This is a genomic window from Mumia sp. ZJ1417, assembly GCF_014127285.1.
Classification (GTDB): Bacteria; Actinomycetota; Actinomycetes; order Propionibacteriales; family Nocardioidaceae; genus Mumia.
In genome coordinates, this window is record NZ_CP059901.1 from 1966620 (window position 1) to 1980779 (window position 14160).

At 70.7% G+C, this 14160-nt stretch carries 17 protein-coding genes and 1 tRNA gene; 7 read left to right on the forward strand and 11 right to left on the reverse strand.

Translation table 11 applies throughout. The annotated features are described in order from the left end of the window. Nucleotides 1–51: 51 nt before the first annotated feature. The 3 genes from H4N58_RS09485 to H4N58_RS20400 all read right to left on the reverse strand — a co-directional run bounded on the left by H4N58_RS09485 (nt 52) and on the right by H4N58_RS20400 (nt 1471). Nucleotides 52–672 carry an alpha/beta fold hydrolase gene (locus H4N58_RS09485; RefSeq protein ID WP_167251099.1) on the reverse strand — a complete coding sequence of 207 codons (621 nt, stop codon included), beginning with the start codon at nt 670–672 and terminating at the stop codon, nt 52–54. Between the two features lie 84 nt (nt 673–756). Further along, the gene (locus H4N58_RS09490) at nt 757–1221 is read right to left on the reverse strand and encodes an SDR family oxidoreductase (protein ID WP_220471304.1); all 465 of its coding nucleotides are present in this window, start codon (nt 1219–1221) and stop codon (nt 757–759) included. Continuing rightward, on the reverse strand, nt 1214–1471 hold the full coding sequence (locus tag H4N58_RS20400; RefSeq protein WP_220471296.1) for an SDR family NAD(P)-dependent oxidoreductase: 258 nt from the start codon (nt 1469–1471) through the stop codon (nt 1214–1216). Before H4N58_RS20400 ends, H4N58_RS09490 begins: the two co-directional genes overlap by 8 nt. A gap of 204 nt (nt 1472–1675) precedes the next feature. On the opposite strand from H4N58_RS20400, the gene H4N58_RS09495 reads away from it, so the two are divergent. Next, nucleotides 1676–1749, forward strand: a tRNA-Pro gene (locus H4N58_RS09495). 109 nt (nt 1750–1858) lie between these two features. Here H4N58_RS09495 and H4N58_RS09500 read toward each other — a convergent pair. Continuing rightward, the gene (locus H4N58_RS09500; RefSeq protein ID WP_167002467.1) at nt 1859–2773 is read right to left on the reverse strand and encodes an NADP-dependent oxidoreductase; all 915 of its coding nucleotides are present in this window, start codon (nt 2771–2773) and stop codon (nt 1859–1861) included. A gap of 125 nt (nt 2774–2898) precedes the next feature. Between H4N58_RS09500 and H4N58_RS09505 the strand changes: the two genes are divergently transcribed. Next, nucleotides 2899–3312, forward strand: coding sequence for a helix-turn-helix domain-containing protein (locus tag H4N58_RS09505; protein ID WP_167002469.1), 414 nt, complete (start codon nt 2899–2901; stop codon nt 3310–3312). Between the two features lie 227 nt (nt 3313–3539). Then, the gene (locus tag H4N58_RS09510; protein WP_167251097.1) at nt 3540–3707 is read left to right on the forward strand and encodes a hypothetical protein; all 168 of its coding nucleotides are present in this window, start codon (nt 3540–3542) and stop codon (nt 3705–3707) included. On the opposite strand, the gene H4N58_RS09515 is transcribed toward H4N58_RS09510, so the two are convergent. Genes H4N58_RS09515 through H4N58_RS09530 form a run of 4 tightly spaced genes read right to left on the reverse strand, consistent with a single transcriptional unit; the run spans nt 3704 to nt 7954 of the window. Then, nucleotides 3704–4441 carry a sulfite exporter TauE/SafE family protein gene (locus H4N58_RS09515; RefSeq protein ID WP_208322918.1) on the reverse strand — a complete coding sequence of 246 codons (738 nt, stop codon included), beginning with the start codon at nt 4439–4441 and terminating at the stop codon, nt 3704–3706. The genes H4N58_RS09510 and H4N58_RS09515 overlap by 4 nt on opposite strands. Further along, nucleotides 4408–5781 carry an MFS transporter gene (locus H4N58_RS09520; protein ID WP_167251095.1) on the reverse strand — a complete coding sequence of 458 codons (1374 nt, stop codon included), beginning with the start codon at nt 5779–5781 and terminating at the stop codon, nt 4408–4410. The genes H4N58_RS09515 and H4N58_RS09520 overlap by 34 nt, the downstream gene beginning before the upstream one ends. Continuing rightward, complete coding sequence (locus tag H4N58_RS09525; protein WP_167002477.1) at nt 5778–6608, reverse strand: SDR family oxidoreductase; 831 nt, start codon at nt 6606–6608, stop codon at nt 5778–5780. Before H4N58_RS09525 ends, H4N58_RS09520 begins: the two co-directional genes overlap by 4 nt. Next, nucleotides 6605–7954 carry an NAD(P)/FAD-dependent oxidoreductase gene (locus H4N58_RS09530; RefSeq protein ID WP_167002479.1) on the reverse strand — a complete coding sequence of 450 codons (1350 nt, stop codon included), beginning with the start codon at nt 7952–7954 and terminating at the stop codon, nt 6605–6607. Before H4N58_RS09530 ends, H4N58_RS09525 begins: the two co-directional genes overlap by 4 nt. A gap of 141 nt (nt 7955–8095) precedes the next feature. Between H4N58_RS09530 and H4N58_RS09535 the strand changes: the two genes are divergently transcribed. The 4 genes from H4N58_RS09535 (at nt 8096) to H4N58_RS09550 (ending at nt 11506) form a co-directional block, all read left to right on the forward strand. Further along, complete coding sequence (locus H4N58_RS09535) at nt 8096–9250, forward strand: helix-turn-helix domain-containing protein (protein ID WP_167251093.1); 1155 nt, start codon at nt 8096–8098, stop codon at nt 9248–9250. 69 nt (nt 9251–9319) lie between these two features. After that, nucleotides 9320–9784, forward strand: a complete 465-nt coding sequence (locus H4N58_RS09540; protein ID WP_167002484.1) for a MarR family winged helix-turn-helix transcriptional regulator — start codon at nt 9320–9322, stop codon at nt 9782–9784. 101 nt (nt 9785–9885) lie between these two features. Next, a complete protein-coding gene (locus tag H4N58_RS09545; RefSeq protein ID WP_167002486.1) occupies nt 9886–10821 on the forward strand; it encodes an NADP-dependent oxidoreductase in 936 nt (311 codons plus the stop codon). A 1-nt stretch (nt 10822) separates the two neighbouring features. After that, nucleotides 10823–11506 (forward strand): NAD(P)-binding domain-containing protein, encoded by a 684-nt coding sequence (locus H4N58_RS09550; protein ID WP_167002487.1) that lies wholly within the window; start codon nt 10823–10825, stop codon nt 11504–11506. A 7-nt stretch (nt 11507–11513) separates the two neighbouring features. On the opposite strand, the gene H4N58_RS09555 is transcribed toward H4N58_RS09550, so the two are convergent. The 3 genes from H4N58_RS09555 to H4N58_RS09565 all read right to left on the reverse strand — a co-directional run bounded on the left by H4N58_RS09555 (nt 11514) and on the right by H4N58_RS09565 (nt 14122). Then, nucleotides 11514–12908: a DUF1214 domain-containing protein gene (locus tag H4N58_RS09555; protein ID WP_167002489.1), complete on the reverse strand. Its 1395-nt coding sequence runs from the start codon at nt 12906–12908 to the stop codon at nt 11514–11516. A 99-nt stretch (nt 12909–13007) separates the two neighbouring features. Further along, entirely contained in the window at nt 13008–13664 is a 657-nt protein-coding gene (locus H4N58_RS09560; protein WP_167002491.1) for a hypothetical protein, read from the reverse strand. 35 nt (nt 13665–13699) lie between these two features. After that, on the reverse strand, nt 13700–14122 hold the full coding sequence (locus H4N58_RS09565; protein WP_167002493.1) for a PPOX class F420-dependent oxidoreductase: 423 nt from the start codon (nt 14120–14122) through the stop codon (nt 13700–13702). Nucleotides 14123–14160 lie beyond the last annotated feature (38 nt).

A 14160-nucleotide genomic window follows, 5' to 3' on the forward strand; every position in this document is an offset into this window, starting at 1 on the left:
GACGTCGCACCCCTGATTGAGGGGTGCGACGTCGGGTCTTCTTGTCGGGTCCTACGTCTGCGCGAGGAACGGGACGACGGCGTCGAGCCAGGCCTGCGGGGCCGCGCGGTGGATCAGATGGCCGACCGGGATCGTGACGCGCCGCGCGTCGGGGACGCGGTTCACGAGCTCGTCGATCGTCTCGTCGGGGACGGGGCTGTCCGGGCCGCCGGCGAGGACGAGCGTCGGCGCGGCGATGAGCGCAAGGTCGTCGCGCCAGGTCGGGTCGGGGGAGTCGAGCTGACGCCGTACCGACAGGACCATGTCCCAGTCGAAGAGCAGCGGGCCCGGCGGGCGGTCGGGCGACTGCGGCACGCGAGGGCGGAGCGCGCCCACGTCCTCCAGCACGAGGCGTCGTATGCGGTCGGGCTGTGCCGCCGCGACGTGACAGGCCACCGCACCCCCGAGGGAGTGGCCGACGAGGTCGAGCTCGTCGAGGCCGAGATCGTCGAGCGTCCGGATGACGTCGTCGCGCATGCGGGCGAACGTGTACGGAGGTTCCCACGCGGCCTGGCCGTGACCGCGCAGGTCGAGGGCGTGGACGTCGTGGTCTTGTGCCAGTGTCGGCGCGATCTTCGTCCAGTCGTCACGTGTCTCGCCGAGGGCGGGCAGGAGGACGACCGGTGTGCGCATGACGTGACCGTACGACGTCGAACGCCACGAGCGGAACCGTCGGGGAGGCGATTCCGCTCGTGGCGGACTGGAGGCTCCCGCGGGTCAGCGGGCGGTGAAGCCGCCGTCGATCACCAGCTCGGCGCCGGTCACGAAGGACGCGTCGTCGCTGGCGAGGAACAGGATCCCCGCGGCGATCTCCTCCGGCTGACCGACGCGCTGCATCGGTGCCGCCGCGGCGAGCATCGTACGGTCGGTGTCACCGAGGATCGGCGTCTCGATGAACCTGGGGTGGATCGAGTTCACGCGAACGCCCTCGGTCGCCCAGCCGAGCGCGGTGTTCTTCGTGAGGGTTCGGACCGCGCCCTTGGCGGCGGCGTACGCAAGGCCCGTCCCGGACTCGCCCGAGATGCCGAAGATCGAGCTGGTGTTGACGACGGCGCCGTGGCCGGAGGCCTTGAGCGCGGAGGCGGCAGCCTTCGTCCCGAGGAAGACGCTTGTATCGGTCACCGCGCCGACTCTCCGCCACGTGTCGTACGAGGTCTCCTCGATCGGATCGGAGTCACCGATGCCCCGCGGCCTCGGTCCACTCGTCTTCGTTGGTGACGTCGAGGTGCAGCGCGCGGGCGGCGCCTCCGGCTGCCTCGATCTGGGCGATGACCTCTTTGGCGAGGTCGTCCTGGACGTCGGCGACGACGGCGGTGCCGCCCTCGCTGGCGAGCCGGATCGCGGTGGCGCGACCGATGCCGCTCGCGCCGCCGGTGATGAGGGCGACGCGTGCCGGCGCCGTACGACAGGGCGACGGTCGCGGTCGCGTCACGCTACGTCGCGTACGGGACGGTGGGGGCGATCGAGGCCTGGCTCGAAGGGCCGGAGCCGCGGAGCGTGGACGCGTTCGCCGAGCGCTATCGGCTGCTGCTGCCGGCGTGGTGGCCCCTGGCCTGAGCGGCCCTGGCCGGTGTCGGGAACGGCAACTGTGGCTGCTAGGGTTGCTTCGCAGGTTCGGAGCGGTTGCTCTGGGTCTCGGGCTGTGGCGCAGCTTGGTAGCGCACTTGACTGGGGGTCAAGGGGTCGCAGGTTCAAATCCTGTCAGCCCGACAGAAATCGATGTCCCGGGACGCCGTTTGATCGGTGTCCCGGGACATTCCTGTCTGACGTCGCCGTGGTGGCGTAGGGATTGACGCTACGTCACCTGCAAGAGTCTGGTTCAGGGAACGAGGACGTACCGTCCGCGGAGGCCCCCTGCGGCGACGCGCTGGAGGGCCTCGACGACCTTCTCGAGAGGCAGGACGTCGGCGATCCGGGTCGGAAGGACCTCGCGGTCAGCGAGCTGCAGCAGGGTCGCAAGCCGATCCGGGTCGGGCGCGACCGACACGGCACGAGCGGAGATGCCGCGCCCTGGGGAAGGCACGTCGGTGGGACGGACTCCCACGAAGGTTCCGCCGTCGCGGACGAGAGCGGCGCCCTCGGCCTGCAGAAGTGCAGTGTCTGCGACGGCGTCCCAGCCGTGGGAATACTCGGAGGTGAACTCGGCGCCGAGACCACGGACGAAGGACTCGTCGCCGGTGCGTGCGAGCCCGGTGACCACCCAGCCGCGATCGAGGGCCAGCGGGACGACGAAGGAGCCCACGGCACCGGCTGCTCCGGTGACGAGCAGGCGCTGGCCGTCGCCGTCGCCGAGCAAGTCGACGATCTGGTCGGCCGTCAGCGCGTTGAGGGGGACGATGGCAGCGGCGGTGAGCTCGAGGTCGTCGGGAACGACGGCGATCCAGTCCCGGTCGGCCACGACCTCTTCCGCGTACGTCCCGAAGTCGCGGTCGAACCCCGGCACGATCCCGGCGACGCGCGCGCCGACGGGCAGCGTGACGTCCGCTCCTGCCTGCGTGACCACGCCGGCGAAGTCCCATCCGAGCCCGGCGTGGTCAGGCTGGTTGATCATGCCGATCGAGTGGAAGAAGCCGTCGGTGACCCACACGTCCGCAGGGTTGACCGACGCGGCCTCGATCCGTACCCGGACCTGTCCGGCACCCGGCTCGCGTCGGGGTACGTCGATCAGCTCGACAGACGCTGGTCCAGCAGGCACGCGGACGACGGCGGTGCGAAAGGTCGCGGTGGTGTCCATGATTCTCCTTGGTGGGGTTGTGGTGGCGTGTGCCGAAGTCCAGACTGGCTCCACACGCTCTCTGTTGGGAAGTAGGCACCCAAAAGTGCGTTAGATGCTGGCAAGTGCGCACCGAAGGAGCTCTGATGCCGACGACCACTGCGGCCCAGCGCCGAAGCAGCGCAAAGGCCGAGTACAACGCCTTCCTCGCGGGCTGTCCGAGCCGGGAGCTGCTCGCGCGCATCTCGGACAAGTGGGTGGCGCTCGTGCTCGCGGCGCTGGCGGAGGAGGGACCCCTGCGGTACTCGGCGCTCGCGCGACGCATCGCGGGGGTCAGCCAGAAGATGCTGACGCAGACTCTTCGTACGCTCGAGCGCGACGGGCTCGTGACGAGAACGGTCACTCCAACCGTGCCGGTGACCGTCGACTACGCGCTGACAGATCTGGGCGCATCCCTTCAGCACGTCATGATGGCTCTGAAGGGCTGGGCAGAGGCGCACATGGACGACGTCCACGAGTCTCGGGACTCGTACGACGCGATCGCGAGCGAAGTCGGTTGACGGGCTCAGGACGCAGTGGCGCAATGGTGCCGTGACCTCGGCGCTGAGGGCATCGAGGTGGTCGCGATGGGCGGGATCACGAACACGCGGGCTTTGCCTCGCGGTACGGCCCGCAAGGCTCGGCGTCCGGCTCGCCGGCCTCTTCGACGCCCCTGAGGAGGCGAAGCTCCGGCGCGGACTGGTCAGAGCAGGTCTCGACGCCGCACTCGCTGAGGCTCCTGGCGGGCATGCCCGCCCAGCGCGACTGGACGCAAGAAGCGGTGCTGCGGCGCTTCCTCGGAGTGCGGGCGGGACGCAAGTCGCGCTACGCCGCGCTGCTGGTCGAAGCGCTGGAGCCCGACCGTGTGCCGGAGCCGCTGGCAGCAGTGCTGAACCGGGTCTCGGCTCGCCGCTAAAGGGCGCCGCCGACGAGCCCGAGCCCGCCGAGCAGCGAGAGCGCCAGGATGCCGGTCCGTACGCGCGACGGCGTCAGGCGGCTCGCGAGCAGCATCCCGGCGGCGGTGCCGACGCCGAGCACGGCCAGCTGCGGCGCACCTGGAAGGTGGACGCCGAGGACAAGCGCGGTCGCGAGGTTCTGTACGAGGAAGAACGCCGTGAGATTGGCGCGCATCACTTGAGGCTCCCACCCGGCGTTCGCGGCGTACAGGCCGATCGGGGGACCCCCGACGCCCCCCACGACGTTGAGCGCCGCGCTGGTGGCGCCGGTGAGCACAGCGGCCTGCGGTGTGCCGAGCCACCGGGAGCGCAGACCGCTCGCGAGCAGCGCGACGGCGATGACGACGCCGACACCGCCGGCCAACCCGAGCCACCGCGTCTCCACGTCGCGCACGGCCCAGGCGATCAGCGGCGTGCAGACCAGCGTAGGGAGCAGCATCCGCGTCACCGCACCGGGCTGGACCTCCCTGCGGTCGCGAACGAGCGGCACCGTCGAGGCGAACACGGCGAGCAGCACGGTCGCCGCCACCCCTTCGCGGGGTCCCAGCGCGGTCACCATGAAGGGGGCGGCGACGAGCGAGAACCCCATCCCGGTCGCGGCCTGCGCGAGCGCGCCGACGAGGATGCCGAGCAGGGCCAGACCGAGGAGCAGCTCCTCGCTCACGTCAGCGGCACGGACCGGTCTAGCCGGCACCGGCGCTGGATGAGCAGGGCGATCGTCATCAGCACGGCGGGGACGGCGGTGAACCCGATCAGGACGGCGCTGAGCGCGGAGTCCGGCTGCGCCACACTGTCGCCGTCGACGGCCGCGGCGAAGCCGCCGATCGCCAGCATGGCGGAGTAGACGTACGGCCCGATCGCAGTGCCCACGGCCTCGGTCGCGGTCCACACGCCCGTGTACGCCCCGGCGCGGGACGAGCCGCGCTGCTCGGCGGCAGCCACGGCGTCGGGGACCATCGAGAACGCGAAGAGCTGCAGGCCCGCGAAGGCGACGCCGAGCACGACCACGACGGCCACCGAGATGGCGACGCCGAGCTGGTCACCGGCCAGGAGCGCCGCCGTCCCGACGATGAACATCAGCTGGCTCAGCAGCAGCCCGCGCTGCTTGCCGATCCGGCGGGAGACCCGCAGCCAGATCGGGGAGGCGAAGACGGCCGGTCCGAGGAAGGCGCCCATGAGCACTGCGGTCAGCCCGCTGCTGCCGAGCACGTACTCGGCGTAGAACGGCACCGCCGCCAAGACGAGGTGCGTGGTGGCGCCGGTGAACAGGTAGGAGAGTACGAGCAGGCGGAAGTCACGGTCCTGCCAGGCGAGCGCGAGGTCGGCCCGCGTGGAGTGTGCTTCCGCGTCCGGGCTGCGGAAGCCGCAGGTCTCGGTGAGGCGGCGTACGCCGCGAATCGCCACCACGCCGCTGACCACCATCACCACCCCGAGCAGCAGCGCCATCCGTACGTAGCTGCCCCGCTCGTGGTCCGCGACCAGCGCGGGAGCCGCGACGCCGGCGGCCAGGAGCCCGACGGTGAGCATCACCATCCGCACCATGAAGACGCGGGTGCGCTCGTGGTAGCCGACCTTGAGGTCCGACGGGGCTGTCAGGTACGGCACCTGGAAGGCGGCGAAGAGCAGGTTGCCCACGATGTAGAAGAAGCCGACCCAGAGGGCGGCCGAGAGACCGGTCAGCCCCGACGGCACCGCGAACATCGCGCCCATCGCCACGGCGAGTAACAGGCCCAGGCGCATCATCCCGCGCCGGTGGCCGTGGCGGCGGGCCTGGCGGTCCGACCACGTGCCGAATGTCGGGTGCACGACGGCGTCGAGGACCTTCGGCAGAAGGAGCACCAGACCGGCCACGAGCGGGCTGACCCCGAGGGTGTTGGTCAGGAAGTAGAGCAGCAGAAGTCCGGGAACGGTGACCCACACGCCCATCCCGAGCGACCCGGACCCGTACGCCGCCAGGTGCGGCAGACGGGCGCGGGGGGACGCCTCTGCTGCACGACTGACGGGTACGGGTCCGGGGGTCTGTGTGGCCGTCACCGGGCGGCCTCGCGGTGACGCGCGACTGCCCTGGCCGCCAGATCGGCTCCGGCGAACGCCCCGGAGCGGACACGCTCGGAGAAGGTCCGCGAGACGATCCGGTCGGTGAGAGCGGGGAGGTGCCGGGCAAGGAAGAACTCCATCGCGCCGCGACGCGTGGTGGGCAGGTCGCGCCGGGGGCGGCGTGAGAGCGCCGCGTGCAGAACGGTTGCGACCACGCCCTCGAGCGGCTCGTACGCGCTCATCCCCTCGAGGGAGAGCCCGGCCGCTGCGGTCGAGTCGTGGATCGGACTGCGTACCGACGAGGGGTAGACGCAGGTGACGCCGACATGGGTGCCGAGCTCGAGGCGAAGCGCGTCGGCGTAGGCGACCATTGCGCGCTTCGACGCGCCGTACGCGGCCGCGAGCGGCAGCTGCATCACCGCCATCCGCGAAGCGACCATGACGATCCGGCCACGCGAGGCGACCAGCGCTTCGGTGCAGGCTGCGGTGACGCGCCAGGTGCCGAGCAGGTTGATGTCGAGCTGACGGCGCACCTCGTCACCGGGTGCGAGCTCGGCGGGCGCGGGCCCACCGATGCCGGCGTTGTTCACCAGGACGTCGAGACCGCCCAGGAGCTCAACAGCCTTGGCGACCGCTGCGGGGACAGCAGCGTCGTCGGTGACGTCGCACGCCAGCACCTCGACCGGGTCGTCGGCGCGTGGCGCCAGATCGAGGCCGACGACGTGGGCACCCTGCTCGGAGAGCTCCTGGCACAGGGCGCGACCGAAGGTCCCCGACGCGCCGGTCACGAGCACGCGCAGCCCGGTGGCATCACGGCGGCTCATGCGTTCACCGCCACGGGACGCGCGGCGAAGCCCTCGGTGCCGGTGGCGAGACGGCGACGGCCTGCCTCGATCTCGCGCGGGACCGCGGCGACGTACCGGTCGAAGTCGATGCGCATCGCGGGCCGCTTGTCACCCCACCTGTCCTTGGCCTCGTCCAGTGCGCGATGGGCTTCACGGTCGCGCTCGTCGGGCGTCGGCAGCGCGTAGTCCCCGCCGACGTACGCCGCGAACAGCTTGGCCTGGGCCTCGACGACGGGCAGAGCCGCTCCGGTCGACTGCATCAGGCCGACGAAGGCCAGGCTGGGGTCCTCGAGGTGGAACACGCGATGGTGCAGCAGCATGGCCTCGGGGTTCGTGCCCAGCCAGCGCGGCGACAGGAACGGGATCGTGACGCGGTATCCGGTCGCCCACACGATGGTGTCGACCATCTCGGTACGGCCGTCGGTGAAGACGACGCGATCTCCGTCCAGCCGCGCGATGCCGGGACGGGCCTCGACCGCACCATGGGTGAGCCGGTGCAGGATCGTGTCGCTGATCGTGGGGTGGTTCTGGAAGAACCCGCCGGACGGGGCAGGGAGGCCGTACTTCTCCGGTCGTCCGACGGCCAGGCGCAGAGACGTCTCCGCGATCCGCTGGCGCACGCGCCACGGCAGCGCGGCGATCGCGCCGCCGGTGGCGTCGGCAGGGCGGCCGAAGAGGTACTTCGGGAGGATGTGCACGCCGTGGCGGGCGGAGAGCAGCACCGGAGCCTCGGCGACGTACGAGGCGTCGACGGCGATGTCCATCGCGGAGTTGCCCATCCCGACCACGACGACCCGCTTGTCGCGGAAGACGTCGGCGCTGCGGTAGTCGTGGGCGTGCATCTGCGTGCCGTCGAAGTGGCCGGGGTAGGCGGGCGACGGCCACTTCGGGTCCCAGTTGTGCCCGTTGGCCACGACCACTGCGTCGTACTGGTCGACGTCGCCGGACGCCGTGGTGACGGTCCATGTGCTGTCGTCCTCGCGCTCCACCGCCGCGACCGCGGCATCGAAGCGGATCGACTCGAGGACGCCGAAGGTGCGCGCATAGTCCGCGAGGTAGCCGGCGACCAGGTCCGCCGACGGGTAGTCCGGCCACTCTGCGGGCATCGGGAAGTCGGCGAACTCCGTGCGTCCCTTGCTGGTGTTGAGGTGCAAGGAGTCGTACGCGGGGGAGAGGCCGTTGCTGTTGCCGCGAACCCACAGGCCGCCGGGACGGTCACCCTTCTCGTAGGTGACGACGTCGGCGCCGACATCCAGCAGTGCCTTGGTGGCGGTGAGGCCGGCGGCTCCGGCGCCGATCACGGCGACGCGGGCGGGGTGGGTCATGCACGAGCTCCTGTTCGGCGACACGGACCGATGTGGTCCGGGACAACCGTAGACGCCGACCAGCGGTATCCCTGTGGCCCTCGTCACCGAGTTTCTGCATAAGGTTGTGCCACGCCACAAGGGAACGGAGGCGGGGTGCCGATGCCACGAGGAGTCGGAGCGCGGACCGACGAGTGGTCCGGACTCATCGATCTCATCGAGCGGGTCATGCGGGACGAAGACCTGCTGCCGCAGGTGGTCGCCGGCGTACGCTCGATGGTCGCCGAGGTGGCCTCGCTCCCTGTGGCGGACATCGCCGGCCACACGCGAGCCCTGCTGATGGCCGCCACGCGCGCGCTCGCCGCGCGCCGGGGCCCGACGGAGGCAGAGCTGGCCTTCGTCGAGGAGCTGGCGGTCACCCGCGCCACTCAGGGGATCCCGATCGAGGTGGTGCTCGGCGCCATCCACGTTGCCGAGCGCGCCATCTGGGCGCGGGCCCGCGAGATAGCGGAGGCCGAGGACGTCGGAGCAGGTCAGCTGCTGGACGCGCGTGAGCTGTACGACGACTGGGCCGAGGCCGTCCGCTCACGGTTGATCCGCGCGCACCGCGACGCGCGTGCCGAGCAGACCGCAGTCCGGCGAGATCGCGACGTGGAGGTCATGCGGCGGCTGCTGGAGGGCGGTTCCGCGGCGACCCTGGCCGCGGCCGAGGCCGGGCTGCCGTACGCGGGCGGTCTGTGGGTGCTGGTGGCACGCCACGGTGACCCACGTGCGACGGAGGCGTTGCGCCTTCTGCGCAGTGACCGGGCCGTGTCGCTCTCGGCGTCCCTCGGTGACACCGTCGTCGCCGTCGTGTCGAGCCGCCCGTCTGCCCGTCGTGATGCCGGTGGTGACGTGGTCGTCGGTGTCGCCGGACCGGTCGGTGCCGAGGAGGTTGGTACGGCACACCGGCTCGCCGTCGCCGCCGTCCCTGCCGCCGAGGCGATCGGTCGGACCGGCCCGGTGCACGTCAGCGAGGTCGCGAGCGTGGTGGCCGTGCTCTCCCGGACCGATCTGACCGCGGCGCTGCTCACCCAGCACCTCGCGGCCTGGCGCGAGCTCGGGCCCAGTGCCGAACCGGTTGCGCTCGCCGTGCGCGCGTGGCTGGAGGCGGACCGGGACACCGCTGCGGCGGCGGAGGTCCTCTTCGTCCACGCCAACACGGTGCGCAACCGGGTGCAGCGGTTCACCCACGTCACCGGGATCGATCCGCTCGGCACGTTCGGGGCGATGGACGCGTGGTGGCTCTGCCGGGCCTGGCTCGCCGATGCGGAGTGACGCAGGCCCGCTCTCTGTCGATACAGAGAGAATGAGGCGGTACGTGATGTCGCGAGATCGGAGCCTGTCATGCGCGACCCCCTGACTCCCCGTCAGGAGATCTGGCGAGGTCTGCTGCTGGGTCAGCGCTCGATGCTGACCGGCCTCGCCGCCGAGCTCAAGAAGGACTTCGGCCTCACGGTCCCTTCGTACGAGGCTCTTCTCTCGCTGTGGGAGGCGCCAGGACACACGCTCAAGGCCACACAGCTGGCGCGTTCGCTCGTCTACAGCTCGGGCTCGGCCTCGCACCTCATCAGTCGCCTGTGCGAGGCGGGGCTGGTCGACCGCGTGGAGAGCCCGGAGGATGCACGGGTCGTCCAGGTGGTGCTGACGGAGCGGGGAGCCGAGCTGGTCGAGCGGGCGACCGACGCCCATGCCGAAAGCCTCGCCCGCGAGTTCGAGCCGCTCATCGACGACGCCGACCTCGCGCCGTTGCTTGCCTTCGCCCGCCGACTGGCGGCGCACGAGGGCGTCACTTCTGCCCCGCCTGCGTAGCGAACGAGGAACGTCTCAACTGCGGGGAAGAGAATCCGGATATCTGTAGTTACAGATATAGCGCCATCGTGGCGCCCTTGCGCGTGAGAAAGGCAAACGCCATGTCGCAGATCAGTCGGATCGCGGTCGTTCGTCGCTTCGGTCCTCCCGACGTCATCACCATCGAAGAGCACGAGACTCCTCCGCTCGGACGTGGGCAGGTTCGTGTCGCGGTGCGGACGGGAGGTCTGAACCCCGTCGACGCCCGACGCCGGGCCGGCACCTTCGGTGGGAGTGTCCCGATGGTGCTGGGGACCGAGTTCGCCGGAGTCGTGGCCGAGTCGAACGACCGGGCATGGAAGGTCGGGGAGGAGGTCATCGGCTGGGGAGCCCAAGGCGCTGACGCGGACCTGGTCACCACCGACGGCTCGCGCCTGCATCCCAAGCCGGCGAACGTCGACTGGGCGCTCGCGGGCGGCCTGAGCGGTGTCGGTCAGTCGGCGCTCTCCGCGCTCGACGCGCTGCCGCTGCGGCAAGGAGACGTCGTCGTCGTCCATGGAGCATCCGGGGGCGTCGGCACGATGCTCACCCAGCTGGCGCTCGCGCGCGGTCTCACGGTCATCGGCACCGCGAGCGAGGCGAACCACGACCACCTCCGCGCACTCGGCGCCCTCGCTGTGTCGTACGGGCCCGGGCTGGCCAGCCGCATCGCGGCGGTCGCGGACGGTCGTGCCCTCGCTGCCTCGATCGACCTGGCCGGTTCGAAGGAGGCGGGAGACGTGGCCGTCGCGGTCGCTGCTGCCGGCGGGAAAGCGATCACGCTCGTGCCGGAAACGATGGTGTCGCACGGCATCCGCCTCGTGCGGGTGCAGCACAGCACCGCGCAGCTGCGCGAGCTGTTGGACGGCGTCGCGGCGGAGACGCTGCGGCTCCCGGTGGAGACCCTGCCCTTCACCGAGATCGTCGAGGCACACAAGCGCCTCGACGCCAAGCACGCCCGCGGAAAGCTCGTCCTCGACCTCTCCGACAACCCCCACCTGCCCGTATCGGAGGCATGAGATGAACTCCCTGGCCCTCATCGGCCCCGGACGCCACGGCACTGCCATCGCCCGGCTCTTCGCGTCGCACGGCGTCGACGTGACCCTCTACCACCACCGCCCCGCCAAGGCAGCGGCCGCCGCCGGTGCGGTGCGCGCCGTCGCCGTCGGCGCCCAGGTCGCCGTCGCCTCGACCCTCGCCGAGGCGGTCGACGGACAGGAGCTCGTGATCCTCGCGACGCTCTGGGACTCTGCTCAGCGTGCCGTGATCGGCGAGCTCGGAGCATCGTTGGCCGACAAGGTCCTCCTCGATGTCTCGAACCCGCTCGACGTGACTCCGGCGGGGATCGTCCCTCGTACGCCCCGCGAAGGGTCCGCGGGGGAGTTCGTCGCGACCCTCCTGCCCAGCGGGACGGGGCACGTCAAGGCCTTCTCCAACCTGGCGACCACCGCGATCGGGGAGGGCGCTGACCACGAGCCGCCCGCTGTGCTCGCGTTCGCCGCCGACTCCGCTGCGACGGCCGACCGCGTCCGCCCGTACCTTGAGCGCACCGGCTGGCTGCCGTGGCTGGTGGGAGACATCTCGGTCTCGCGCGACCTGGAGATCGGCGGCAAGTACAACGCTGTCCACGGCAGGTGGGGCAGATCGCGTCTCGACCCTGACCAGATGCTCACCCATGCCGGTCCGGAGCCCGAGCTCGTCTAAGACACGGCTAGCGGCCGCAGGTCGCGATCCGGCGTGCGAAGCCGGCCTGACGTTCACGCAGCTGCACCGAGCGCTCGCGGCGCGAGACGTACGCGGTGCCCTCGGGGAGCGCCGTGCGCAGGTCGGCCAGCTTCACCACGCGCGACGTGACGAACGGCTTCCCGCTGGTGTCGGAGAGCAGCGACGCGCCCTGCCAGCGCAGGAGGAAGGTGCCCTGCGCGAGACCGCCGGTGCTCATCCAGTTGTGGACGCCGGGGTCGCGCGGCGAGACGACGAGCGTGGTGGTCCCGTCGGGGTTGGCGACGGACTGGCCGCTGGAAAGGCTTGTCTGCTCGTCCCAGTAGTCCGGGGTGATCGTCCAGACGTCCTGGACCGTGGCTCCCGTGTAGGTCGCGGGTCCCTTGCGCGTGGTGATCACGAGGGCCTCGACGTCGTCGAGGTCGAAGTTGCCGGTCGAGCGAGAGATCGACGCGACGCCCTTCGTCGGTTCGGGCACGACGTTCGGCGGCGTGGAGAACGACGCGAAGAGGACGAAGTAGTCCATCCAGAACGTGCCCGAGGCTCGCGCCGTGCGGACGGTCTCGTCGACGAGGGTACGGAACGACCGTCCGGCCGACGGCGGACCGGCGATGCGCTCGACCGAGAGCGTCGCGGGAGTCTGCGTGCCCCAGTCGGACAGCGTGTCGCGGATGAACAACTGGACGGTGCCGGGGTTGGTCTGGAGGTGGTTCGGACGTCCGGCGTCAGGCTCGGAGTCGATGGTGATCGTGAAGCTGCCGTCCGCACGGGTCACGAGATCCTTCAGCTCGATCGTGTCCGTGGCGGCCACCCGATCGCCGTCGTTCGTCAGCTCGAAGACCGCGTGGACGGGCCTGACCTTCTGGACCTGGCCGCGGATCACGTAGCGCGAGGCGCCGTCGATCGGCACGATGCGATAGATCGTGTCTGGGTTGTCGCCGGCGTACCGACCGCCCTGGACGCGAGCGCCGTTCCAGGTGTGGGGAGGCGACTCGACCCACGACACCTTCGGAGAGGCGGGATCGTTGTTGGCGGCACGCTGGGCGTACGTGAAGACCAGCTCGCGCGTGGCGAGGTCGAGCCGCTCCTTCGCCTGTCGGCTCAACGGACCGACCTTGGCCTCGAGCTTCGTCCGCCACTCCTGTGCGATCGCCGCGCGCGCCTCACGTACCTCCGGGGTGCCGGCGATCTTCGTCGCGACGGCCTCGACAGCGCGGACCTCCTGGGTGAAGAGGGGACTCTGCACGCACTTCTTTGCGACGGTGGCCAGCCGCGGCGGACCGGATGCCGAGGCCAGCGACGCTTGCGCCACCATGGCCGGTGCTGCGACCACGATGGCCGCTGCGAGGGCGACGACCGTACGACGGAATCTCGGGCTCCACAACTGAACTCCTACGACGGCGGGAAGCTGGGCCAGGTCAGATTCGCCGGGTAGTGAGTTTATGTACAGGTATTCGTGCAGTGAGACGCAAACGCGCGTCTCTCAGGGTGTCGGCTGCCCGACCGGCGCGATGGCCGCTTCGAGCTGCGGAGCTGAGGTTCGCAGCTTCCCGTGGCGCCACGCCAGGTGGATGACGACAGCCGCGACGAGGCACCCGAGGGTCCCGAGCGTGAGGTCGCCGAGCGTGTCGGTGTAGGCGCTGTGGCGCTCGGCGGACTTGCTGATGAACGCGAAGTACTCGGCCAGCTCCCACACGATCGCCGCCGTCGCGCCGAACGCGAGAGCCCGCTCGAGTGTCGCGCCGAGGGTCGCGCTGCGGGGGAGGGTCAGCAGGATCGCCGCCGCCGCGAGGAGCCCGGTGTTCATGAAGTGCATCCAGTCGTCGAACCACACGATGGCGTCGTACAGGTCCATGCGGTTGCCGAGGATGTCCGTGAAGCAGGTGATCGTGATGAGGAAGTCCGCGAGCCACGGGAAAGACGCACGCTCGCGCCACCACACGTGCCAGACGACCGGGACAGCGAAGGCGAGCGCCGGGTAAGTGATCGCCCGCGCGACTGCGCCCTTGTCCTCCAGGTTGCCGAACGCTGGGAAGGCGAGCGCCGTCGCGAGCATCAGGACGAGAAGGAGCTTGGCTGCGATGTCGAGGCGCCGTAGCAGCGTGGGGACAGGATGCCGTACTACGGCGACGTCAGTCATGCGCGTACGCTAACCCAGCCCGCGAGGCGGTGGGGTCATCCGGTCTGGTTGCTGTCCTTGTGGGCTCCCCAGCCGTGCCAGCGGTCGACCTCGATCCACGCACTGACCCGCCCCCGATCGCGGTTGCTGTAGGGATGGCCGGTGTAGTGCGACGAGATGCGGTCGATGTCGGTCAGCCCGTCGTCATCCTTGATCTCGACGACCCGGCCGAGCACCGTGATGTGGGTCGTCCAGCCGTCCTCCGCGAGGACGGTCAGACTGACACGCGGATCGTGGCGCACGTGCGTGAGCCGCACCCGCCCCTCGTCCATGTTGACGAGGACGCGACCGTCGTCCTCCCAGAGGTACCAGGTGGCCGTCGTGACAGGGGAGCCGTCCTTGCGCAGCGTGGCGATAACGGCGGGGTTGGGGCGGCGCAGCAGGGCGATCGCCTCGTCGGGCAGCGGCGGCTTGGACATGGTGTCTCCTTCGCGAGCGGACGGGCATTCGTCGTTCA